A 23142-nucleotide genomic window follows, 5' to 3' on the forward strand; every position below is an offset into this window, starting at 1 on the left:
GCGCACGTCCTGCGAGCGCGGCCGCCCCCCCTCGGCCTGCCGCCACGCGCGCCGCCCCGCCCGGATCGAGGTCGGCATCTCGCAACAACCCGCCCGGCAGCGCGACCAGGCTCATCCGGCACGCGGCCTGCTTTTTGCTCGTTCGGTGGTCCTCGATGGCCACGTCAGCACGTCACCACGCCCACGCGCCCGAGGACACACCATGAGCGCCAAGATGGTATTGCCTGCCGAGCCCGATCCCTCACGCCAGCTCCGCGAGCTCGTCGAGGCGGCCCTGCCGGGTGCCCGCGTCGAGGAGATCACCACCCTGGGACCGGACGGCGGCCCCGGTCACGACCTGACCGAGAAGGCCGCCGGCTACGGCGTCCCCCGCCGGATCACCGTGGTGAGGCGCGATGGCTCGAGGCAGCGGCTGGTGCTGCACACGTCGACCGCGAACGCGTTCGGGCACGACCGGCGGGCGGATCGCGCGGCGGAGATGCTGCTCGCCTTCGACACCTTCGGGTCGATCCCGGCGCACGTCGAGGTCGTGGACGTCGGCTCGCTGACCCGCGACGGGCGCTCCCTGTCCCTGCGCGACGCGGGCGAGTTCTACCTGCTGACCACCTACGCCGAGGGCGACGTCTACGCCGCGGATCTGCGGCGGATCGCGCGGGAGCGCCGCGCGCGCCCGGAGGATCTCGCGCGCTGCGAGGCGCTCGCCAGCTACCTCATCGCGCTCCACGGCGATCAGGGCGCGCAGCCGGGCAGCTACCGCCGCGCGGTGCGCGATCTCGTCGGCCACGGCGAGGGCGTCTTCGGCATCATCGACGGCTATCCGGACGACGCGCCGGGCGCGCCGCCCGCGCGCCTCCAGGCCATCGAGCGGCGCTGCGTCGAGTGGCGATGGAAGCTCCGCGGAGAGGACCACCGGCTCGCGCGCACGCACGGCGATTTCCACCCCTTCAACATCGTGTTCGACGGCGCGTCGCGGCTCACGCTCCTCGACACGAGCCGCGGATCGCAGGGCGATCCCGCGGATGACGTCACCTGCCTCGCCATCAACTACGTGTTCTTCGCGCTGGACGCGCCCGGCGCATGGCAGGGCGGCCTCGGCGCGCTGTGGCGGCGGTTCTGGGAGGTCTACCTCGGCTGGAGCGGCGCCGCGGGCGTGCTCGACGCGGCGGCGCCGTTCCTCGCGTGGCGCGCGCTCGTGCTGGCCAACCCCGGCTGGTACCCCGCGGTCACGCCGCGCGCCAGGGACGCGCTGCTCACCCTCGCGGAGCGCGCCCTCGACGCCCCGCGCTTCGATCCGGCCGACGCCGAGGGGCTGTTCGCGTGAGCGGCGGGGTCGTGTGGATCACGGGGCTCCCCGCGTCGGGCAAGTCCACCCTGGCCGCGCGGGTGCACCGCGCGCTGCTCGGCGAGGGCCGGGCGAGCTGCCTGCTCGACGGCGACGACGTGCGCGACGCGCTCGTCCCGCGGCCCGGCTACACGCCGCGGGAGCGCGACGCCTTCTACGAGACGCTCGCGCGGCTCGCGGCGCTGATCGCGCGGCAGGGGCCGATCGCGGTCGTGGCCGCGACCGCGCACCGCCGCGCCTACCGCGACCGCGCCCGCGCGCTCGCGCCGCGGCTCGTCGAGGTCTACATGGATGTCTCTCCCGAGGTCTGCCGCGAGCGCGATCCGAAGGGGCTCTACCGGGCGGCCGGCGCCGGCGAGATCGGCGCGCTCCCCGGCGTGGGCTCCGCGTACGAGGCGCCGCCCTCGCCGGAGATCGTCGCGCGCGGCGGCGAGGACGCGGCGGCGCTCGAGGCGATCCTGGAGCGCGCGAGATCATGGCCCGCCGCCGCGAACGTGTGCTCATGGTAGGCTCTGGCGCCGTGCCCGCGCGCGAGACGCTCTTCGACGAGATCAAGCGATACGTTCGCTTCGACGAGGAGGACGCTGCCCGGCTGGCCGCGTTTCACGCGCACGCGGCGCCGCACTTCCCCCGCATCGCGGGCGAGTTCTACGACCGCATCCGCGAGCACGAGGGCGCGCACGACGTCTTCACCGGCGAAGATCAGGTGGAGCGGCTCAAGCGATCGCTCGTCCGCTGGATGACGCGGATCTGCACCGGGCCCTACGACGCGGCGTACTTCGACGAGGCCGCGAAGATCGGGCGGATCCACGTCCGGGTCGGGCTGCCGCAGCGGTACATGTTCACGGCGATGACGCTCATCCGGCTCGCGTTCGACGAGATCGCCGAGGGCGCGCCCCTCGCGCAGGCGATCGCGGTCCGATCCGCGGTGAGCAAGGTGCTCGATCTCGAGCTCGCCATCATGCTGGAGACGTACCGGGACGACTTCCTCGCGCGCGCGCAGCGCGCCGAGCGCCTCGACCGCGAGCAGGTCGGCCGCACGCTCGCGCGCACCGAGCATCGGTACAAGAGCGCCGTCGAGCTCGCCCGCGTCCTCGTCGTCGGCCTCGACGCGCAGGCGGTCGTGCGGCTCTTCAACCGCGAGGCCGAGCGGATCACCGGGTTCGCGCGCGAGGACATCCTCGGCATGCCGTTCGTCGAGGCGCTCCTCCCCGAGGAGCTCCGCGCCGATCACGGCGCGCTCGTGAGGGACGTCGCCGCGGGCCGCCGCCCCGGCGCGGATCTGCTGGAGAGCAGCCTGCGCGCGCGCTCCGGCAAGATCCGCGACGTGCGATGGCAGCTCGCGTACGCCCCCTCCTCGGCGGACGACGAGGTGGTGCTGTTCGCCATCGGGCAGGACACGACCGACGAGAAGGCGCTCGCCGCGCGCGTGCGCCAGAGCGAGAAGCTCGCCGCGGTCGGGACGCTCGCGGCCGGCCTCGCGCACGAGATCAGGAACCCGCTCAACGGCGCGCAGCTGCACGTGACCTTCCTCGAGCGGGGGCTCGCGCGCGCCGGCATGAGGGATCCGGACACCGTGGAGGCGATCCAGGTCGTCCGCGACGAGATCCGCCGCCTGTCGGAGCTGGTGAGCGAGTTCCTCGACTTCGCCCGGCCGAAGCCGCTGGTCGTGAAGCCGACGTCCCTCGTCGCGCTCTGCGAGCGGGCGGCGCGCGTCGCCCCCTCTTCGGACGGCGGCGGCGCGCACGCCGAGGTGACGGTCGATCTGCCCTCGACCGACGTCGTGCTCGACCTCGATCCCGCGAAGATCGAGCAGGTCCTCCTGAACCTCCTCCGCAACGCGCTCGAGGCGGTGGGCGCGGCCGGCGGCGGCGCCGTCACCCTCCGCGCGCGCCGGCAGCCGCGCCACGCCGTCGTCGAGGTGGAGGACGACGGCCCCGGGATCGCGACCCCGGGCGCGCCGATCTTCGACCCGTTCTACTCGACGAAGCCGAACGGCACCGGGCTCGGCCTGGCCATCGCCCACCGCATCATCACCGATCACGAGGGGGCCATCGAGTTCCAGAGCCGCCCGGGGAAGACGCTGTTCCGCGTGACGCTGCCGATCCGCCTGTCCGGCTGAGCTCCCCGCCGCGGCGGCGCGCGCGGGCCGCCCCCCGGCGCTGGCACGCAAGTTGGTAGATCGCCCGACGTGGAACCACGCAGCCTCGAACAGCCGCTGATCCTCCTCGTGGACGACGACGTCCGCACCGCGCGCCTGCTCGCGCGCCTGCTCGAAGACGACGGTTTCCGGGTGGAGCTGGCCACCGACGGCGCCCTCGCGCTCGCGCGGCTCGCCCGGACGCCGGCCCCGGACGTCCTGGTGACCGACTTCCGCATGCCCCACGCCGACGGCCTCGCGGTCGCGCGCTTCGCGCGGTCGCTCCGGCCCGATCTCCCGCTCTTCGTGCTCACCGGCTACCCCGAGCTCGTGGCGCGGCTCGGGCGAGGGCTCGAGCCCGAGGCGGTGGTGCACACGAAGCCGCTGGACTACGCCGCCCTGAGCGCCGAGCTCCGCTCCAGCGTGGAGGCGGTGTCCTCTCGCGCCGCCGGCGCGCCGCCGAGCGCCCCTGCGCCGCGCCCCTCCCCCACCCCGGCCTGAGCCCCGGCCCTCGCCGGCGGGCCCCGGCCCGGCGAACGGCTTGCGCCCCCGTGCAACCGCTGCGACCTCCCCGCCGCGCGGCGACCTTCGCCGCGAGGCCTCCCGCCGCCATGAGCACCGCGGATCCGGGCCCGCGGCGCGCCCGCGGGCCAGGGCGCGGGACGCCGGGCGCGGAGCGCCGGGCTCGGCCGCCGTGGCGCGCGTCGTGCAACGGGTCCTGGCATGTGCCTCAGCCGCTTCGAGCATGGCGCCGTGAGCGCCGACCTCACCGAGACCGCACTCGACGTCGCGCGCCGGATGCGCGACTTCCGCGTGGGCTGCGTCGTCGTCACGCAGGGCGCGCGCGCCATTGGCATCCTCACCGATCGCGATCTCGTGATGCGGGTGATGGCCGACGCGCGCGAGCCCGAGAAGACGCTGGTGTCCGAGATCGTCACGTACGACCCCACGACGCTCCAGCAGTCCGACAGCATCGAGACGGCGCTCCGCCTGATGCGCGAGCGCGGCGTCCGGCGGCTGCCGATCGTCCGCCACGACGGCAAGGTGACCGGCATCGTCACGGCCGACGATCTCACCGTGATGCTCGCCGCGGAGCTCTCCGACCTCGGCGCGGGCATCCGCGGCAACGTCGACGCGACCGAGAGCCGCTGACGGCGCCTCGTCGCTTCCGGGAGGCCGCGCTCGGTCGATGACGGCGCGGCCCTCGCGCCGGGCCTCCAGCCGGCGCTCGCCGGCGCGCCGTCGTCGGCGGAGGCGCGCCGTCGTCGGCGGAGGCGCGCCGCGGCAGAAGGAGGATCGCGACGCCCGAGAGGCGCGGTATCCTCTGGCGGCCTTCGGAAGGGACGACATGAACGCTGAGAAGAGACAGGGCGCGAGGGTGCTCGTCGTGGACGACGAGGCGAGCGCGCGCTCGGGGCTGGAGAAGCTCCTGCGACAGGAGGGCTATGCCGTGGACGCGGCGGCCGACGGCGCCGCGGCGCTCGAGGTCGCGGCGGAGCGGCCGCCGGACGTCGTGGTCACCGATCTGAAGATGCCCAGGATGGACGGGGTGACGCTGCTCGGGAAGCTCCGCGAGCAGGATCCGGCGCTGCCGGTGATCGTCGTCACCGCGTTCGGCGACGTGAGCTCCGCGGTGCAGGCGATGCGGGCCGGGGCCGAGGATTACCTGACGAAGCCGGTCGACTTCGACGCGCTCCTCGTCTCCCTCGAGCGCGCCCTCGAGCGGAGCGCGCTCCGGGCCGAGGCGGAGAACCTGCGCCGGCAGCTGCGCGAGCGCGAGGGCGAGGGCGTCGAGGGGCTCATCGGGGCGAGCCCGGCGATGCAGAAGGTCTACCGGATGGCCCGGCAGGTGGCGGGCGCGCGGGCGACGGTGCTCATCACCGGCGAGAGCGGCACCGGCAAGGGGGAGCTCGCGCGCGCCATCCACGCGAAGGGCCCGCGCGCCAGGGCGCCCTTCGTGACGCTGCATTGCGCGGCGCTCGCGGAGTCGCTGCTCGAGAGCGAGCTGTTCGGCCACGAGCGGGGCGCCTTCACCGGCGCCGACAAGCGGCGCATCGGGCGGTTCGAGCAGGCGCACGGCGGGACGCTCTTCCTCGACGAGGTCGGCGAGATCGCGCCCTCGACGCAGGTGAAGCTGCTCCGGGTGCTCCAGGAGAGGATGTTCGAGCGCGTCGGCGGCAACGACACCGTGTCGGTCGACGTGCGCCTCATCGCGGCGACGAACCGCGACCTCGCGGCGGCCGTGCAGGAGGGCCGCTTCCGGGAGGACCTCTACTACCGGCTCAACGTCGTCCACATCGACATGCCCCCGCTGCGCGTCCGCGACACCGACGTGCTGCTCCTCGCGAACCACTTTCTCCGCCGGTTCGCGGCGGAGAACCACCGCAAGATCGAGGGGTTCACCGACGCGGCGCGGGCGAAGCTCGTCGCGCACCGGTGGCCGGGGAACGTGCGCGAGCTCGAGAACGCGATCGAGCGGGCCGTCGTGCTGTGCGACGAGACGCGCATCGACGCGGAGCACCTCCCCATCGACGCGGCGCCGGTCGCCAAGGGCGCCCTGCGCATCCCGGGCGCCACCATGGCGGAGATCGAGCGCTATGCCATCCTGTCGACGCTCGAGGCGACGAACGGCTCGACGACGCGCGCGGCCGAGCTCCTCGACATCAGCATTCGCACCATCCAGTACCGCCTGCACGAATACGGCATGACGGCGAAAGCGAAGAAATCGCAGGCTGCGGAGTAGGCGCGCGCGCCGCGCGGCTCACGAGGCGCGCGGCGGCCGATCGAGGACCGCGCGCGCGGGGCGCCGATCGAGGACCGCGCGCGCGGGGCGCCGATCGAGGACCGCGCGCGCGGCGGCCGATCGAGGACCGCGCGCGGCGCGCGGCCTCCTCGTCAGACCACGTCGTGCATCCAGCCGTACCGGTCCGGGGCGAGGCCGTGCTGGATGTTGAGCAGCGCCTCGCGGAAGCGCGCCGCCACCGGCCCCGTCTCGTTGTTGTGGATGGCGAAGGTCCCCTCGCGGGATTTCACCGCGCCGATCGGCGTGATGACCGCGGCCGTGCCGCACGCGAACGCCTCGGTCATGCGGCCCTCGCGCACCGCCGCGCGCCACTCGTCGAAGGTGACCTTGCGCTCCTCCGCGCCATAGCCGAAATCGCGGGCGAGCTGGATGATGCTGTCGCGGGTGATGCCCGGGAGGAGCGTGCCTGTCAGCTCGGGCGTCACGAGCACGGTGCGGCCGCCCTCCTCGTAGACGAAGAAGATGTTCATTCCCCCCATCTCCTCGACATACCGGCGGTGGACCGCATCGAGCCAGACCACCTGCGCGCAGCCCTCCGCCGCCGCGTTCATCTGCGCGAGCAGGCTCGCGGCGTAGTTGCCGGCGAACTTGGCCGCGCCCGTGCCGCCCGGCGCCGCCCTGACGAAATCCTCCGAGATCCAGACCGTCACCGGCTTCACGCCCTGGGGGAAATACGCGCCCGCGGGGGACGCGATCACCAGGAAATCGTACTCGCGTGACGACCTCACCCCGAGCGCCGCCTCGGTCGCGAACATCAACGGTCGGAGATACAGGCTCTCGCCCACCGCGGCGGGCACCCACGCGCGATCCTGGCGGATCAGCGCGTCGACGGAGCCCACGAACAGCTCGACCGGCATCTCCGGCATCGCCAGCCGCCGGGCAGAGCTGTTGAAGCGCTGCGCGTTCGCCTCCGGCCGGAACGTCTTGATGCGCCCGTCCGGCTGGCGGTACGCCTTGAACCCCTCGAAGATCGCCTGACCGTAGTGCAGCACCATCGCCGCGGGATCCAGCGTGATCGGCGCGTACGGCTTGAGCTGCCCCCGCACCCAGCCGCCCCTGTCCGCCGCGTACGGGATCACGACCATGTGCTCCGTGAACACGCGCCCGAAGCCGGGGTTCTGCATGCGCTGCGCGCGATCCGCGTCGCCGAGAGGGTGCTGCGTGGGGAGAATCTCGAGATCGACCTTCGTGGCGGGCGCGCTATCGGTGCTCATCGTGCTCGACTTCCGCGACGGACGGCGGTCGACCCCGCTCCAGCGGGCGCGGCGCGCGCTCTCGTCGTGCGGCATTTTTCAGAAGAATCCTGGCGGGATGCAAGCACTTTCTCGCCGGAAAGCGGCGCCGGCGCGCGGGGCGTTCGAGGCGGGAAGGCGGAGAGATCGGCAGGAATTTTCTCCCCGTTTTCCACCTTCGCGCCCCTGCGATCGCGCGGCGCCACGGCGCCGCGACCGACCCACGGCGGATCACGCGCGCAGATAAGGGTTTCTGTCGCGTTCCTCGCCGATGGTCGTCGAGGGGCCGTGTCCGGTCACCACGCGGGTCGACGGATCGAGCGTGAGCAGCTTGCCCCGGATGGATCGGAAGATCGCCTCCGAGTCGCCGCCCCACAGGTCGGTCCTGCCGATGCCGCGCCGGAACAGGGTGTCCCCCGTGAACGCCACCGCGCCCGTCGCGGAGAGGGCCAGGAACGACACGCTGCCCGGCGTGTGCCCCGGCGTGTGGAGCACGTGCAGATCGAGCCCGCCGGCCTTCACGACCGCGCCGTCGTCGAGGTCGCCGTCGAGCTCGCAGCGCTCCGGCGCCGCGATGCCGAGGAACGCCGCCTGCACCGGGAGCATGTCGTAGAGGAAGCGGTCCGCCTCGTGGATGCGCGCCGCGGCGCCCGACCAGCGCTGGAGAGGCGCGGTGGCGCCGACGTGATCGATATGGGTGTGCGTGTGCACGATGGCCGCGACCGTCGCCCCGGCCTGCTCGAGGCGCGCGCGGATCTTGTCGAAATCGCCCCCCGGATCGATGACCACCGCGGCCTTGCTGGCCGGGTCGACGACGATCGAGCAGTTGCACCCCAGCGGACCGACGGCAAACGTCTCGAGCAGCACGGGGCGAGCTTGTAGCACGCCGCGCCCCCGCCTCCACGCGCGACGGAGGCCGGGGCGGCGGCGCGTCGACGCCCGGTGGGCCGCGGGGCGCCTCGGGCGCGAGCCGGCGCGGGCGCGGACGCCCCCCGCGCCGCCTGTGGTCGCTATTTCGGAGCGCTCATCAGGGTGCCGCCCGTGCCGAGCCCGTTGGTCCAGTAGACGCGCTCGGCGTCGAGGGCGATGCCGTAGGGCGAAGGCTCCCCGGCGACGAAGGCGCCGATGATGCCGTTCGGCAGCCTCCTCATGATGTTCGGCGACGTCGGGTCGGTCCAGTAGACGCCTGTCGCGTCGGCGGCGATGCCCCTCGGGTTCATCAGCCCGGTGGCGATCGCGGTGGGCCGCCCTCCGGCCTTGGCCACGCGCATGACCGTGCCGGTCCTGCTGGTCGTCCAGTACACGTGCGTCGCGTCGACCGCGATCTCGCGCACCTCGCCCTGATCGGCCGCCAGCTCCTTGGGCGGGGTGTTGCTCGTGGCGTCCTTGGGCGCGGACAGCACGCGGCCGCTGTCGTCGCGGATCGTCCAGTAGACGTGGGTCGCGTCGACCGCGAGCGCGTGGGTCGTCCCCTCGCCCTCCGAGATGACGACGAAGGGCCCATTGCCGTTCGAGTCCTTCCGCGCGCGGACCACGGAGCCGCCGCGCTCGCGGTTCGTCCAGTAGACGAACACGTCGTCGATCGCCACGCCGAAGGGCGCGGCCTGCCCTGCGGCGATGGCGACCGGCTCCTCCTCGCCGCCGATGCGCGTCCGCATCACCTGGCCGTCCTCCTCGCCGCTATTGCCCTGGTTGGCCCAGAAGACGTGGGTGTCGTCGGCCTTGATGTCCGCCGGCTGGATCTGGTTGGTGGCGAGGTTCTTCGCGACTTCGTCGCCGATCACATACTGCCTGACGACGCCCTGCTCGCCGTTGGTCCAGAACATGGTGCGGCGGGAGACCGCGATGTAGAGCGGATCCTGCTGGCCGGAGACGTGGCGGGTCGGCCGGCCGCAGGCGCTGTCCCGGCAGATGCCGTCGCACCTGACGGGGCATGTACCGCAGTGGAGCGCGTCGTTCGTCACGTTGATTTCACAGCTGTTCTGCTCGTCCCCATCGCAGTCGACGTAGACGTCGCCGCACTCCGGCGGCTCGTCGACGATGACGGGCCCCGCGCCCGTGCCCCCGGTGCCTCCGCCCGCGCCCGCCTCGCCACGGCCTCCCTCGCCGCCCTCGCCGCCGGCGCCCCCGTCGCCCGGCGCGCCGCCATCGCCTCCGCCTGCGGAGGTCACGCCCCCCGGCCCGGAGCCGCCGGTAGCGAAGAGGCTCGACGCTTCGGGAGCGGAGCAAGCTGCCACGGCAAGTCCGGAGAAGAGCGCGGGGAGAACGGTGCGACGCATGGTGCTGTGCATGGAAACCTCCACGAATAGAGGCTACACGAGCCCATCGAAAAAACGCATCTGCGAACTTGGCGTGTTGATCACACCGCGTTCGTCCACGCACGACGGGCGCCGATGTGGGCTGCTCGTGGCGCGACCGCCGTGGTCGAGCTCGCGCGCCAGAGCCGGCTCGGCCGTGGCCCTGCCCTCGCGCTCTCCTCCTCTTCATCCTGCCCGCACGCGGGACGCGCGGAACGGAGCCCGGCGGAGTCGCGGGATCTGCCGAGAGGTGGTCGCGCTCCGCCGGCGACGGGCGGCCGCCGCCCCGCGCGGAGCGGGGGGTCTCGCGTCGGCGGGGCGCGGGCGCGACTCCGCATCTCGCGACCAGCGTCTCTCCTCGCGCGCGCCGCCGCGGGCCACAGGCCATGAGGGCTCCTCGCGCGCTGTCCGGCGCTGTCCGGCGCTGTCCGGCCGAAGGCGCGATGAGCCCGCGCCAGGAGCGCAGGAGACGGCGCAGCGGGCGACTCGGCATCACGGAGGAGCGGTCGAATCCCGGGCGAACGGCCGCGAGGGCGCGGAGATCCGCGGAGATGGCCGGAGGGAGATGGACGGGCGGCCCCGCGCCGAGCGCGCTGAGCGCCCCTCGCGCGGCGCGGCTCACCCGCGCTCCGTGAGCTCCAGCCTCCGCGCCGCATGAGCCCGCGCGAGCGCGTGTTCCACCGCCAGGCCGAACCGTGACGATGGCGCCGCGCCCGGAGGGGCGCTACCCTCGGGACGCCCGGTGCGAGCGCCTATGATGTCAGCCAGGGTGGAACCGCTGTTCCGCCGCCAGGCGCCTTGCGGGCGCGCGGCGGCTGCGCGCGCCCTGCGCCGCGGCGCTGCCGGCGCGCGGGGGGCTCGGCCGGGAGGCGCCGCCGCATGAGCGACTCGGTGTACCTCGCGGGCGGTCAGGCGAGCTCGGCGGCGCGCGAGCGGGCGATGACGCTCATCGGGCGCACGCTCCTCCACCGCTACCGCATCGAGGAGCTCGTCGCGATGGGCGGCATCGCCGCCGTCTTCAGGGCCACGAAGCTCGCGACGGGCGAGCACGTGGCCGTCAAGGTGCTCCACCCGGACGCGGAGGAGCTGCCGGAGCTCATCGAACGCTTCGAGCGCGAGGCGATCGCCGGGCGCCACATCTTCCACCCCAACGTCGCGGCGGTCTACGAGATCAACCAGCTCGACGACGGCGCGTGGTTCATGGTGATGGAGTTCATCCGCGGCGTCACGCTGCGCAAGCTCATCGACCAAGGCCCCATCTCCCCGCCGCGCGCGGTGAACATCGCGCGCCAGATCGCGACCGCCCTGAACGCCGCGCACGATTTCGGGATCGTGCACAGGGACGTGAAGCCGCTCAACATCATGGTCCTCGACGGGCCGGAGGAGCGCGTCCAGCTCATCGATTTCGGCCTCGCGAAGGTCCCGATCGAGCAGTTCTCGTTCACGACGGACGACGGCTCGCGCCGCTCGCTCACGAACGCGGGGGTGCTGCTCGGCACGGTGGCGTACATGGCGCCCGAGGCGGCGCTCGGCATGCGCTCGGTCGACCGGCGGGCCGATCTCTACGCGCTCGGCGTCATCCTGTATGAGATGCTCGCGGGCAAGCACCCCTTCACGGCGGTGGAGCCCTCGGCGCTGTTCGCCCAGCACCGGTCGACGCTGCCGCCGCCGATCGCCGAGCGCACCCCCGGCATCGTCGTCCCGCCCGCGCTCGAGGCGGTCGTGATGCGCCTGCTCGCCAAGGATCCGGACCACCGCTTCCCCCACGCGCGCGCGGTGCTCGTGGCGCTCGACGCCGCCATCCAGAGGATGAGCGCGCCGGACACGAGCCTCGCCGTCGGCGCCCCGACCAGCCTCCGGGCCGCGGCGAGCTTCATCGAGCGGCGGACCTCGCGCGCCGTGCTCGCCGGCGCGGGGCTCCTGTTCTTCGCGCTGGGGACCGTGATCGCCTGGATGCTCGCGTCGCGGTGAGCGCGGCGCGGCGGAGGACGCCGCGCGCCGCGCCCGGAGCGGCCTAGTCGCAGACGCCCACGGGGAGTCCCGCGATCGCCGAGCGGTCGACGCACTTCTTGCCGCCCGGGCACGCCCGGGCGCGCGCTCCGCGCGGGTCGCAGAGGTCCTTGCACGTGCTCGACGCCTCGTCGCACTGGCTGCCGGGCGCGCACGCGAAGAGGGCGTCGCACCGCTGCCCGCCCGAGCCCGCGCCCGCGTACCAGCACGAGGTCGCGCCGTTGCCCAGGAACACGCACGCGGCGCCGTTCTCGCAGTCCTGCGCGAAGAGGTCGCAGCCGTCGCCGTCCACGCACGAGCCGCCCGTGGGCGAGCCGCCGTCGAAGATGCACGCGCTCCCCGGCGCGCAGGCCGAGGGGCGATCGCAGATCGCGGCGCAGCGCTGATCCGCGCTGCACGACAGCGCGTCGCCGCACTCCGGCGCGCCGAGGCACGTGTCGCCGCGGCCGGCGCCGGTCCGCGGCTGCCTCGAGAGGCTCGTCCCGCGGGGCAGCGCGAGCGCGTCGCGATCGAGGAGGACGCCCGATTTGTAGACGCGCGAGACCCGCTCGAGCGCGCGGGCGTCGGCGAGCGGATCGCCGTCGACCACGAGCACGTCCGCGAGCGCCCCCTCCTCGATGCGCCCGAGGTCGGGCCGCCCGAGCACGTCCGCGGCCGCGCGCGTCGCGGCGGCGAGCGCGTCGATCGGCGGCATCCCCGCCTCGACGAGGAGCGCGACCTCGCGGCGCAGGGCGAGCCCGTGGAAGACCGCCGGGTTGCCGGCGTCGGAGCCGGCGGCGATGGTGACCCCGGCGCGGTAGCAGGTCATGAGGTTCTCGACCCCGCGCGCGCGCCACGCCGCCACGAGCTCCTTGTAACGGGCTGTCCTGAGCTCCGCGATCAGCGACGGGTCGCGCAGGGCGGCGATCACGTCGGCCGGCACGTCGTCGCCGAGGGCGGGGTCGTCGAGCTCGGTGAGCGCCCCGTGGGCCGCGCGGTAGAGCCCGTCGGTCAACGCGAGCGTCGGGACCACGACGGCCCCCGCGGCGGCCATCCGGCGCGCGAGCTCGGGCGAGATCCGGTCCTGGTCCGGGACGTGCGCGAAGCGCGTCACGCCGGCGTCGAGCGCGACCTCGACGTCGGCGGCCGAGGTCGCGTGCGCGATGACCCGGACGCCCGCGGCCCCGGCGGCCTGCGCGATCGCCGCGACGGAGTCGGGCGAGAGGCGCGGGAGCGGCCGCGCTCCCCCGGACTCGAGGACGATCTTGATGACGTCGGGGGCGGCCGGGAGCAGCGCCTCGAAGGCCCCGGCGACGTCGGCGGGAGAGTCGATGAAGAGGCAGAAGTCGCCGGGCGGGCTGCCGTGAACGCAGGGGTGCCCGCCGGTCGCCGTGAGCAGCGGTCCGGCGGCGAAGAGCTGCGGCGCGAGGACCTCGCCGGCGCGGGCGCGCGCGCGCTGCTCGAAGATGACGTGCTGGAGCGAGCCGAGGTCGAGGTACGAGGTGACGCCCGACCGGAGCATCGCCTTCGTGTGATCCTCGAGGTGGAGGTCGCCGTCGTGGTACGCGTAGGGCCCTGCGGCGCTGAGCGAGTGCACGTGGAGGTCGATCAGCCCGGGGAGCACCGTCTTTCCGGCGACGTCGACGATCTCGCCGCCGACGATCTCGACGTCGCGCTCGTCGAGGACGACCTGCTTCACCCTGTCGCCCTCGATCACCACCGTTGCCCTGGCCGCGCGCGCGCCGTCGAACACCGTACCTCCCTTCAGCACGGTGCACCCCGCGCACCCCGCCTCGGCCAGGCCCTGCGGGGAGGAGCGCTCCGCGGCGCCGCAGCCTGAGAGCCACGTCGCCGCGGCGAGGAACCAGGGAGATAGACCACCTATCGCAAGTCCGAGCGAAGTACGATGCATGACACCCCTTTGCGAACGAGCGCCGAGCGCCCGGGAGGAGGCGGGCCCGGTACCGGACAGGGGGAAGGAAGGCAATTAATGAGACAGCGCCCATGGCGCGATGGATGCGCGCGCGCAGGGCGCCGCGTTATCCAGGGTTCTTCGGCGGGCGCGGGGCGACGCGACGGAGGCGGTTCATCCCCGACGTCCCCGGCGGCTCTCCGGCCCGAGCGGAGGGGCGCCAGAGCACCGAACAGGCTGAAAGTCAGCCAGGTTCAACACGTCACGGCGCCCGCCGGATCCGCCGAGGAGCGAGCTGGAAGAGCACGGCGTGCAGCGAGAGGAGGGACCGCGAGGGCGCAAGAGGCGCAAGGAGACAGAGATGGAATTATAGTCTCCTCTTCCCCTTGCGTCCCTTGCGTCCCTTGCGATCCTCTTCCCATGCGTCGATCTTCGCGGGAGTCCAGCGTGACCGGCGCTCTGGAGGTCACAAGCGATCTTGGCAAACGGGCCTACCAGGGCGACATCCGTCGCCATACAACGAACCATCGGATTGACGAAGAGCCTTTGCCTGTCTCACGTACTCGTGGGAGGCTCTGCGATGAGTGACTCGAACAACGGTAATGGTGCGCCGAAGGATCTGGATGTATCGATAAAGGAGCTCCGCAACGCCATCGACGATCTGTCGAGCAAGCTGGAAGCAATGGAGTTGGCGAATCCGGCCAGCTACAACTGCGGCGGCTTCTGCGGCGGCTACTGCGGCCACAGCTGCGGCGGTTTCTGCGGCGGCTATTGCGGCGGCAGGTGCGGCGGTCGGTGTGGCGGCAGGTGCGGCGGCAGGTGCGGCGGTCGGTGCGGCGGCAGGTGCGGCGGCCGCTGTAGCTAGCCCAGAGGGCCGGCGGGGCCGTTCGACGGCTCTCCGGAGGAAGACGAGGGTCGTGAGGAATCGAGAACGACATCTTCCCGTCTTGCTGGGCTCACCACGTTCGGGCGCGCTGGCGCGCCGGCCGCACGCGAGGCTCGTCTCTCCTTGGCTTGTCGGGAACTCGCTCCTTGAGCGCCAGAACTGAACCTCTTTACCGAAGGCGCGGCGCGGCGGCGCTGCCCTTACCTGGAGATCTCGCGTGGCCATTCAACTGCCCAGCCCATCGACCGCCGCGCCCACGCTCGCGGGGAGCGCCCCGCCCGCGCCGGAGGAGGCGCGCGGGAAGCTCGCGCGATCGCGCGTCCTCGTGGTCGGGCTCGAGCCTTGGGGCGCCGTCGCGGCCGCCGAGCTCGCGTCCGCGGGCGTCGGCGCGCTCCACGTCCTCGACGACAGCGAGGTCGCCGCGGACGATCTCGGCCCGTTCGCCGAGGCCGATCTCGGTAAAGATCGCGCGCGTTCGCTCGCCCTCGCGCTCTCGCGGATCGCGCCAGGCTGCGCGGTCACGCCCGGGGCGCTGATCGCGGCCGCGGATCGCCCGCTCGTCCTCGAGGACGCCGGCTGGGACCTGATCCTCACGTGCGTCTCCGGCGACGATCTCCTCGTTCTTCAGGGCGTCGCCCGCTTCGCTCACGCGACGTCGACCCCCTCGCTCAGCGCGCACCTCGAGGGGCTCGAGGCGGTGATCGGCCCCGCCGTCTTTCCGGGCGAGACGGCGTGCTGGAACTGCTGCCGTCTCCGGAGGCTCGCTACAAGCGATCAGCCCGAGGCGGATCACGCGCTCCAGGCGACGCTCCTCGCCGGGCGCACCGGGCGCCGCGCGCGCACGTACCTCGCGCCCACGCCGGCGCTCCTTGGCCACGCCGTCGCGCTCGCGGCCGTCGATCTGCTCGTGAACCGCGCCGCGTCGCGGCTCGCCGGGCACCTCGTGATCCAGAGCCTGATCGACCTGGAGGCGTCGTTCCACGCCGTCCTGCAGATGCCCTGGTGCCCGATCTGCGGCGGCGCCGCCGGCGCCCTGGGCGCGGGGAGCGCGCGCAGGGGCTCGCGCGCACGCCTGCGCGACGCGCGCGATCCGGCGGAGCTCCGGCGGATGCTCGCCGGCGTCGTCGATCCACGGACCGGCATCGTCCAGCGGCTCGCGCTGGGCGCCATGCACCCGGCGCTCGCCCCCGAGGCGCCGATCATCGCCAGCGCGGTCCTCAGCAATTACACCGACGGCGCGGCGCACGCGCGCTGCTGCGACGAGCCGGAGGTCGGCACCGGAAAGGGCACCACGGCCGTCGAGGCCCTGATCAGGGCGACCGGCGAGGCGGTCGAGCGCTACTCCGCGAGGCTCTTCGACGAGCAGGGGCTGCTCCGCGCCCCGGTCGCCGAGATGCAGGGCGATTTCGTCGCTCCGGAGCAGCTCTGTCTCTACGGCGAGAAGCAGTACGCGAGGCCCGGGTTCCCCTACGCGCGGCTCGACCCGACCACGCCGATCGAATGGGTCCTCGGGCATTGGCTGGACACCCGCGCGCCCGTCCACGTGCCAGCGCTCCCGACCTACTACGGCGATTGCGCAGGGCCCGACGCCTACTTCTGCCAGGTGACGTCGAACGGGCTCGCCGCCGGCCCGACGCTCGAGGCGGCGTCGATGGGGGCCGCGCTCGAGCTCATCGAGCGCGACGCCTTCATGATCTCGTGGCTCGCCCGCAGGCCAGGGCGGCGCATCCTGCCCGACGACTCGGTCGACCCCGAGGTGCACGAGATCGCCCGGCAGCTCGGGGAGCGCGGCGCCCGGATCGAGCTGTATCTCCTCGACGTGGGCATCGCGGTCCCCGTGGTCATGTGCGTGGGGTACGGCGATGGAAAACGCTGGCCCGGCGCGACGGTCTCGCTCGGAGCCCACCTGAGCCCCCTCACCGCGATCAGGAAAGCCGTCCTCGAGCAAGGTCAGATCGTCGGTTACGTCTTCCGCCTGATGGCCGGCGAGGAGCTCGCCATCCCCGAGCGGCCGGAGGACGTGCGCACGCTCGAGGATCACGCGATCTATTACGTCCCCCCGAGCCGCGCCGCGGCCTTCTCCTTCCTCCGCCAGGGGGGCACGGTGACCGCCGCCGCGCTCGAGGAACCCGAGAATGTCACCCTCTCCGAGCTCGCCCGACGCGTCCAGGCCGCGGGCCTGCGGATCGCGATCGTGGACGTGACCTCGCCCGATCTCGCGGCGACCCCCTTCCGCGTCGCCCGGGCCCTCGGGCCCGGTTTCCAGCAGATCCATTTCGGCCACGAGCTCGCGCGGCTCGGCAATCCGCGCCTCCGTTCGATGGCCCCCCACGGGATCAACCCGGACCCTCACCCGATGGCCTGAGCGAGGACACCATGGCAAGGAGCAAAGAGGCGGACGTCGCGCGGCTCTATCACCTCCAGTCCTCCCACGTGAGGGCGCGGCCGGTCGAGCCGCCGTTCCACGGAGATCTCCAGCCGCTCCGCTTCCGCACCTACGCCGGCTCGACGCGCACGCCGCTGCCGGGGCGCGATTTCGCGATCGACGCCCCGCTCGGCGCGGTGCTGGAGCGGCGGCGGTCGGTCCGCGACTTCGCCCTCCGGCCGATGCCCCTTTCGGCGCTCGGGCGGCTCCTTCACGCGAGCTACGGCGTCCGCGGGCTGCGAACGATCGACGGGGACTGGTGCAGCGATCGGCCGACGCCGTCGGCCGGGGGGCGGTATCCGCTCGAGATCTACGTGGCGACGCAGGCCGTGGAGGACCTCCCGGACGGCCTTTATCACTACGACGCGCGCGCGCACGAGCTCGAGCTCCGCCGGGAAGGCCTCGCGCACGCCGCGCTCACGGATCTGACGCTGGATCAGGACATGGTCCGGAGCACCAACGTCGTGGTCATCATCACGGCGGTCCCGTTCCGCACCATGTGGAAGTACGGCCAGCGCGGCTATCGCTTCCTGTGGCTCGACGCGGGGCACCTCGGCCAGAACCTCTACCTCGTCGCGACGGCCATGGGCCTCGGCCCGGTGGCGATCGGCGGCTTCTACGACGACGAGCTCAAGGCCTTCCTCGCGCTCCCGGCCGAAGAGGACGCCATGTACATCGTCTGCGTCGGTCAGCCCGGGCCGGCCGAGGGGCCGAAAGGGGCCCAGCGCGGCTGAACAGGGAGCGTCGGAGAGGACCATGCCCAGAATTCGACTCAGCCGCTCGGCCAGCATCACGCCCACGGACGCGGGGGTCATCCTCCGATCCGATCTCGGCACCTTCCAGCTCACCGGCGCGGACGTGAGCGCGTTCCTCGAGCGGGTGGCGCCGCTGCTCGACGGGTCGCGCGACCGGGAGGCGATCGTCGAGGCGCTCGCCGACTACTCGGGCCACAGCGTGCTCGCGCTCCTCGATCTGCTCGCGGCGCGCGGGCTGATCGAGCCCGCGCCCGAAGCGGCGGAGCCCCCGGATCGCGAGCGCCTCCGCGGGCAGCTCGAGTTCCTCCGCAGGTGGTCCTCGGCCCCGGAGCAGGCGGCGCAGCGGATTGCGGCCGCGCGCGTGCTCGTCGTGGGCCTCGAGCCGTGGGGCGCCGCCGCCGCCCTCGCGCTCGCGGCGGCCGGCATCTCCGCGCTCCGCCTGATCGACGACGGCGATGTCCCGGTCGGCCCGCGCGACGCCGCGGTGGTCCGCGCGCGCGGTCAGGCGGCGCTCGGCGCGTCGCGGCGCGGCGCCCTGGCGGCGCTGGTCCGCGAGCGCGCGCCGCGCTGCCGGGTGGACGAGCGCCCCGCCGCAGCGCTGCGCTCGGACGACCTCCTCGCCCCGGACGACCGCCCCCACCTCCTCGTCGCGGCCGTGCGCGGCGACGACGCGGAGCTCCTGGAGCGCGTGGCGCGGTTCGGCCACCGCGCGCGGATCGTCTCCCTCTTCTCGGACCTCGCGGGGGCGACGGCCGTCCTCGGTCCCGTCGTGTTCCCGGGCGCGACGGCGTGCCGGGTCTGCGCGATGGCCGAGGCGCTGACCCCCCCGCCCGCCGCGGGCCCCCGGGGCGAGCCCGCGCTCCAGGCCGGCGCGATGGCGCAGCTGCTCGGCCAGCTCGTGGCCCTGGAGGCGCTGAAGGTGCTCTCGGGGTACACGCCGTCGAGGCTCGGGGGCCGGCTCCTGATCCAGGACCTCTCGACCTTCGAGACATCGCACCGCACGCTCGTGAGGCTGCCGTGGTGCAGGAGCTGCGGCGAGGCGTGACGCGGGGGCGGAGGTGCTCTAGCCTGCGTCCGTGAAGTCGGCTCGCCCCCAAGCCGCCGCTCCGGGCCTCCCGTCATGATCGGCCGCGTCCTCGACGAGCGCTACGCGATCGTCCGGCTGCTCGGCCAGGGCGGCATGGGCGCCGTCTACGAGGCGCGGCACACCGGCACCGGCCGCCGCGTCGCGGTGAAGGTCATCCTCGGCCAGGCCGCCGACGACGAGCTCCTCCGCCGCTTCCAGCGCGAGGCGCGCGCGGTCGGCGCGGTCGAATCGGAGCACATCGCGCAGGTGTTCGACACCGGGCGCGACCGCGAGACCGGCTCGCCGTACATCGCGATGGAGTTCCTCGACGGCGAGGACGTGCAGGCCCTCATCGAGCGGCTCGGCCCGCTGCCGGTCGATCTCGCGCTCCGCGTCGCCCTTCAGGCTTGCCTCGGGCTCGAGCGCGCGCACGAGGCCGGCATCGTCCACCGCGACATCAAGCCGGCGAACCTGTTCCTCGCGCGCAAGCCGGGCGGCCAGCGCGTCGTCAAGCTCCTCGACTTCGGCGTCGCCAAGGTAACCGATCAGAGCCTCGGCAACGGCGCCATGACGAAGAGCGGCGCGCTCCTCGGCTCGCCCCTCTACATGTCGCCCGAGCAGGCGCGCGGCAGCGGCGCGATCGACGCGCGCTCGGACCTCTGGTCGCTCGGGATCAGCCTGTACCACGCCCTGTCCGGGCACCGCCCCAACGAGCACCTGACCGGCCTCGGCGAGCTCGTCCTGGCCATCTGCACGACCCCCGTGCGCTGGATCCAGGAGGTCGCGCCGTGGGTTCCGCCGGAGGTCGCCCACGTGGTGCACCGGACGCTGGTCATCGATCCGGCCGGCCGCACCGCGAGCGCCGGCGAGCTGGCGGCGGCGTTGCGCGCGTTCCTGCCGCACGGCGAGGCGATCGTCGAGGCGATGCTCGCGCCGCTCGACGCGGCCACGCGCGCGTCGCGGGCGCCGAGCGCGCCGTTCAGGGCCGCCGCGCCGAGCGCGCCGTTCGGGGCCGCCGCGCCGTTCGGCGCCGCCTCCGGCCCGCCGCGCATGCCGAGCGCGCCGTTCGACGCCGCGTCGACCCCGCCACGGCTGTCGGGCGCGCCGTTCGACGCCGCGTCGACCCCGCCACGGCTGTCGGGCGCGCCGTTCGACGCCGCGCCGGGCCAGCCGCGGCCGTCGGGCGCGCCGGCCGGGCCGCACGCGCTTTCGGGCACGGCGCCCGCCACGAGCGTGGGGCTGTCGAACCGCAGCGACCGCCCGGCGTCGCGCGCGCCCGTGGCGCTGCTCGCCGGCGGCGTGCTGGCCGCCGCGATCGCGGGCGGGGCCGGCGTCTACCTCGCGGTGCGCGGCACGGGGTCGCCCCCGGCCGCGCCGTCGGCCGACCCGGAGCCCCCGCGCGCCGAGGCCGAGCCGCCGCCGCCGTCCGCGGGCGCCGAGGCCCAGCCGGCGCCGCGCGCCGAGGCCGAGCCGCCGGGCACCGGCGCGCCGGCCCCCGGGGAGGCGCCGGCCGCGGCCTCCTCGACGGCCGCGGCGCCGCCCCCGCCGACGGCGACAGCGCGCGCCGCCGCGTCGGCGAGCGCCGGCGTCGCCGCGCGCCCGCCCGCGCCGAGGCCGTCCGCCGTGAGGCCGCCGCCGCCCCCCAGGCCCCCGAGGAACGACGATGACGAGACATCGAGGAAATAGGCGCGCCGCGTGGTGTGTCGCCGCGCTCCTGTCGCTCTCCGCGGGCCTGGCCCGCGCGGAGCCGTCGGCGGATCAAGCCGCCGCGGCCGAGGCGCTCTTCCGCGAGGGGCGCGAGCTCGTCGCGCAGGGCAAGCTCGCCGAGGCGTGCCCCAAGTTCGCGGCGAGCCAGCGGCTCGATCCGGGCTACGGCACCCAGTGGAACCTGGCGGACTGCCTCGAGCGGCTCGGCCGGACCGCGAGCGCCTGGGCGGCGTTCCGCGAGGCCGCGGACATGGCGAGCCGGGCCGGCCAGGCCGACCGCGAAGCGAAGGCGACGCGCCGCGCGGCCGATCTGGAGAAGCGGCTGGAGCGGCTCGCCGTCGCGGTGAGCGCGCCGGCCGACGGGCTCGTCGTGCGGCGCAACGGCGCGGTCCTCGACACCGGCGCGTGGGGCGCGCCGCTGCCGGTCGACCCGGGCAAGCACCGCATCGAGGCGACCGCGCCCGGCAAGAAGCCGTTCTCGGTGGAGGCGCAGACCGCCGGCCCCGGCAAGGTCGTCACCGTGGCGATCCCGCCGCTCGAGGACGACGCGGCGGCCGGGGCGTCCGCGGCGGCGCCGCCGCAGCCGGGCGGGCCGCCCGCGTCGGCGCCGGCCGCGCCGCTCCGGCCGGCCGCGGGCGGCGACGACGGCGGCGCGAGCACCCGCCGCACCCTCGCCTTCGTGGCCGGCGGCGTCGGCGTCGCAGGCGTCGTGACCGGCTCGATCTTCGGGCTCATCGCCGGCGCGCGGTGGAACCGGGCCCAGGACGAGCACTGCCGGACCGAGACGCTCTGCGACGATCAGGGCGTTTCGCTGGTCGACGACGCCAAGAGCGCGGCGACGCTGTCCAACGTCGGCTTCGTGGTCGGGGGGCTCGGGCTCGCGGCCGGCGTCGCGCTGTTCGTGACGTCGCTCGGCGACGCGCAGCCCGCGGCCGCGCGGATCGTGGTCACGCCCGCCGTCGGGGCGAACGGCGGCGGGCTCGGGATCCACGGCCGGTTCTGACGAGCGTCGGCGGCGGCCTCCGGCGCGCGGCAGCCGCCCGCGCGAGGCGCGGCCTGCGGCGCCGCGGTGGGCGAGGCGCGCTCCGGAGGAGGAGCGCGCCTCGCTCGTCGATCACTCGTCGATCACGAACTCCACGCGGCGGTTCTTCGCCAGGCTCGCCGGGTCGTCGCCCTCGGCCACCGGCCTGTCCGACCCGAAGCCCTCGGCCGTGAGCCGGCCCGGGCTGACGCCCTTCTGGATCAGGTACTTCCGGACCGTGTCGGCGCGCTGCTGGCTCAGCTCCTGGTTCAGCTCGCGCGTGCCGGTCTCGTCGGTGTGCCCCTCGACCCGCACGTGCTCGATCTCGGGGTTCGCCTTCAGGACGAGCGCCACCTGGTCGAGGGTCCTGTACGACTCCGGCTCGAGCTCGGCCGAACCCGTCCGGAAGCGGATGGTATCCCGCATCACGAACTCGCCCTGCTCGTACGTGACCCGCGGATCGCCCTTGTCCGGGCAGCCGTCGTCGTCCTCGACGCCGTTGATCGTCTCCTTCTCGTCCGGGCACTCGTCGTCCGCGTTCGGCACGCCGTCGTGATCGTCGTCGGCGTCCTCCTCGGGGCAGCCGTCGCTGTCGTAGTCGCCGTCGCGATCCTCGGCCACGTCGGGGCACTGGTCGCGCTCGTCGTCGACCCCGTCGTGGTCGCGGTCGTGCGAGGTCGGCGTGTACTTCACGCCCGCGAACACGCGGAAGAGCGGCACGCCGTAGCCGGCCAGCGCGCCGATGCCCGGGCCCGCGACGATCTCCCACTCCTCGCTCGGGTTGATCTTCACGTAGCCGAGCGCCTCGAGCGGCGTCTCCTCCTCCTTCAGGTCGTCCGCGGTGAAGCCGATGCCGCCGTTGGCCTCCGCGCCGATCTCGACCTTGCCGTCGATGCCGCCGAAGCGGTAGCCGAGCGCCGCCGCGTACGTCAGCTCGCTCCCCGCCTCGACGTTGCGGTACGTCGTCCCCTCGCGGATGGCGACGCCCGCGTTGACGCCGAACCTGAGGCCGGGCGCGAACCGGTGATCGAGGACGATGCGCGGCCAGAACACCACGTTGCGCGCGCCGCCCGCGAAGTCGCCGGTGTGCGTGGGCACGCGCAGCTCGGCCACGAGGCCGAGCCCGATGGAGTCGCGGTCGTCGAGGATGCGCAGCTTCGGCACGAGCCGGATGTCGCCGAGGCCCCCGAACGACGGCGAGCCCTCCCCCGACTGGAAGAGGAAGAACGGGATGTCGAGGCCGAGCGCGAACGGCTCGGCGATGGTGACCGAGGCCATGAGATCGGCGCCCAGCCGGCCGCTCACGATCTGGGTCCGCACGTCCCGGTCGCCGGTCGCGAAGATGAGCGGGTTGTGCGCGTAGTTCAGGAGCAGCCCGAACTCCCAGGGATCCGCGGGCTCACGGACGCCGGAGCCCTCGGTGACGACGAACGCGTCGTGGGTGACGGCGGGCTTGAAGCGCTCGACGTCGATGTTGGTCTCCTGCGCCGACGCGCTCGTCGCGGCGGCGAGGATCGTGACGATGCTGCAGGCGGTGGCGGCGGTGGTCCGTGCGCGCATGGGTCTC

General features: G+C 74.1%; 17 protein-coding genes. 12 read left to right on the top strand and 5 right to left on the bottom strand.

The window, feature by feature from the left end:
- Nucleotides 1-202 precede the first annotated feature (202 nt).
- The 6 genes from WMF33_RS35555 (at nt 203) to WMF33_RS35580 (ending at nt 6225) form a co-directional block, all read left to right on the top strand.
- On the top strand, nt 203-1321 hold the full coding sequence (locus WMF33_RS35555; RefSeq protein WP_437332779.1) for a phosphotransferase: 1119 nt from the start codon (nt 203-205) through the stop codon (nt 1319-1321).
- Nucleotides 1318-1851 (top strand): adenylyl-sulfate kinase, encoded by a 534-nt coding sequence (locus WMF33_RS35560; RefSeq protein ID WP_437332780.1) that lies wholly within the window; start codon nt 1318-1320, stop codon nt 1849-1851. The genes WMF33_RS35555 and WMF33_RS35560 overlap by 4 nt, the downstream gene beginning before the upstream one ends.
- Nucleotides 1852-1862: 11 nt before the next feature.
- Complete coding sequence (locus WMF33_RS35565; protein ID WP_437332781.1) at nt 1863-3464, top strand: protoglobin domain-containing protein; 1602 nt, start codon at nt 1863-1865, stop codon at nt 3462-3464.
- Between the two features lie 69 nt (nt 3465-3533).
- Complete coding sequence (locus tag WMF33_RS35570; RefSeq protein ID WP_437332782.1) at nt 3534-3983, top strand: response regulator; 450 nt, start codon at nt 3534-3536, stop codon at nt 3981-3983.
- A gap of 252 nt (nt 3984-4235) precedes the next feature.
- Nucleotides 4236-4634, top strand: a complete 399-nt coding sequence (locus WMF33_RS35575) for a CBS domain-containing protein (protein ID WP_437332783.1) — start codon at nt 4236-4238, stop codon at nt 4632-4634.
- Between the two features lie 196 nt (nt 4635-4830).
- Nucleotides 4831-6225, top strand: coding sequence for a sigma-54-dependent transcriptional regulator (locus tag WMF33_RS35580; RefSeq protein ID WP_437332784.1), 1395 nt, complete (start codon nt 4831-4833; stop codon nt 6223-6225).
- A 152-nt stretch (nt 6226-6377) separates the two neighbouring features.
- Here the strand turns inward: WMF33_RS35580 and WMF33_RS35585 are convergent, their stop codons facing one another.
- The 3 genes from WMF33_RS35585 to WMF33_RS35595 form a co-directional block, all read right to left on the bottom strand.
- A complete protein-coding gene (locus WMF33_RS35585; protein WP_437332785.1) occupies nt 6378-7499 on the bottom strand; it encodes a branched-chain amino acid aminotransferase in 1122 nt (373 codons plus the stop codon).
- A 249-nt stretch (nt 7500-7748) separates the two neighbouring features.
- Nucleotides 7749-8402 carry an MBL fold metallo-hydrolase gene (locus WMF33_RS35590; RefSeq protein ID WP_061627649.1) on the bottom strand — a complete coding sequence of 218 codons (654 nt, stop codon included), beginning with the start codon at nt 8400-8402 and terminating at the stop codon, nt 7749-7751.
- 125 nt (nt 8403-8527) lie between these two features.
- The gene (locus WMF33_RS35595) at nt 8528-9796 is read right to left on the bottom strand and encodes a hypothetical protein (protein WP_437332786.1); all 1269 of its coding nucleotides are present in this window, start codon (nt 9794-9796) and stop codon (nt 8528-8530) included.
- Nucleotides 9797-10693: 897 nt separating this feature from the next.
- Here WMF33_RS35595 and WMF33_RS35600 point away from each other — a divergent pair.
- Complete coding sequence (locus WMF33_RS35600; protein WP_437332787.1) at nt 10694-11785, top strand: serine/threonine-protein kinase; 1092 nt, start codon at nt 10694-10696, stop codon at nt 11783-11785.
- A 43-nt stretch (nt 11786-11828) separates the two neighbouring features.
- On the opposite strand, the gene WMF33_RS35605 is transcribed toward WMF33_RS35600, so the two are convergent.
- Complete coding sequence (locus WMF33_RS35605; protein WP_437332788.1) at nt 11829-13715, bottom strand: amidohydrolase family protein; 1887 nt, start codon at nt 13713-13715, stop codon at nt 11829-11831.
- Nucleotides 13716-14818: 1103 nt separating this feature from the next.
- Here WMF33_RS35605 and WMF33_RS35610 point away from each other — a divergent pair.
- From WMF33_RS35610 to WMF33_RS35630, 5 genes are all read left to right on the top strand, one after another.
- A complete protein-coding gene (locus tag WMF33_RS35610; RefSeq protein ID WP_437332789.1) occupies nt 14819-16966 on the top strand; it encodes a TOMM precursor leader peptide-binding protein in 2148 nt (715 codons plus the stop codon).
- 11 nt (nt 16967-16977) lie between these two features.
- Entirely contained in the window at nt 16978-17760 is a 783-nt protein-coding gene (locus WMF33_RS35615) for a SagB/ThcOx family dehydrogenase (RefSeq protein ID WP_061627645.1), read from the top strand.
- A 22-nt stretch (nt 17761-17782) separates the two neighbouring features.
- Complete coding sequence (locus WMF33_RS35620; protein ID WP_437332790.1) at nt 17783-18826, top strand: TOMM precursor leader peptide-binding protein; 1044 nt, start codon at nt 17783-17785, stop codon at nt 18824-18826.
- Between the two features lie 75 nt (nt 18827-18901).
- Nucleotides 18902-20533, top strand: coding sequence for a protein kinase domain-containing protein (locus tag WMF33_RS35625; RefSeq protein WP_437332791.1), 1632 nt, complete (start codon nt 18902-18904; stop codon nt 20531-20533).
- Nucleotides 20511-21557 carry a hypothetical protein gene (locus WMF33_RS35630; protein ID WP_437332792.1) on the top strand — a complete coding sequence of 349 codons (1047 nt, stop codon included), beginning with the start codon at nt 20511-20513 and terminating at the stop codon, nt 21555-21557. Before WMF33_RS35625 ends, WMF33_RS35630 begins: the two co-directional genes overlap by 23 nt.
- A 111-nt stretch (nt 21558-21668) precedes the next feature.
- On the opposite strand, the gene WMF33_RS35635 is transcribed toward WMF33_RS35630, so the two are convergent.
- Complete coding sequence (locus WMF33_RS35635) at nt 21669-23135, bottom strand: OmpA family protein (RefSeq protein ID WP_437332793.1); 1467 nt, start codon at nt 23133-23135, stop codon at nt 21669-21671.
- Between the last annotated feature and the right edge of the window lie 7 nt (nt 23136-23142).

Origin of the sequence: Sorangium sp. So ce394 (assembly GCF_051474665.1) — a bacterium.
Taxonomy (GTDB): Bacteria; Myxococcota_A; Polyangia; order Polyangiales; family Polyangiaceae; genus Sorangium; species Sorangium cellulosum_D.

What these genes read in the sequence shown, in the direction of transcription:
- WMF33_RS35580 (WP_437332784.1), top strand. Translation starts at nt 4,831, where the DNA reads ATGAACGCTGAGAAGAGACAGGGCGCGAGGGTGCTCGTCGTGGACGAC.
- WMF33_RS35630 (WP_437332792.1), top strand. Translation starts at nt 20,511, where the DNA reads ATGACGAGACATCGAGGAAATAGGCGCGCCGCGTGGTGTGTCGCCGCG.
- WMF33_RS35585 (WP_437332785.1), bottom strand. Translation starts at nt 7,499, where the DNA reads ATGAGCACCGATAGCGCGCCCGCCACGAAGGTCGATCTCGAGATTCTC.
- WMF33_RS35615 (WP_061627645.1), top strand. Translation starts at nt 16,978, where the DNA reads ATGGCAAGGAGCAAAGAGGCGGACGTCGCGCGGCTCTATCACCTCCAG.
- WMF33_RS35620 (WP_437332790.1), top strand. Translation starts at nt 17,783, where the DNA reads ATGCCCAGAATTCGACTCAGCCGCTCGGCCAGCATCACGCCCACGGAC.
- WMF33_RS35625 (WP_437332791.1), top strand. Translation starts at nt 18,902, where the DNA reads ATGATCGGCCGCGTCCTCGACGAGCGCTACGCGATCGTCCGGCTGCTC.
- WMF33_RS35635 (WP_437332793.1), bottom strand. Translation starts at nt 23,135, where the DNA reads ATGCGCGCACGGACCACCGCCGCCACCGCCTGCAGCATCGTCACGATC.
- WMF33_RS35605 (WP_437332788.1), bottom strand. Translation starts at nt 13,715, where the DNA reads ATGCATCGTACTTCGCTCGGACTTGCGATAGGTGGTCTATCTCCCTGG.
- WMF33_RS35600 (WP_437332787.1), top strand. Translation starts at nt 10,694, where the DNA reads ATGAGCGACTCGGTGTACCTCGCGGGCGGTCAGGCGAGCTCGGCGGCG.
- WMF33_RS35595 (WP_437332786.1), bottom strand. Translation starts at nt 9,796, where the DNA reads ATGCGTCGCACCGTTCTCCCCGCGCTCTTCTCCGGACTTGCCGTGGCA.
- WMF33_RS35555 (WP_437332779.1), top strand. Translation starts at nt 203, where the DNA reads ATGAGCGCCAAGATGGTATTGCCTGCCGAGCCCGATCCCTCACGCCAG.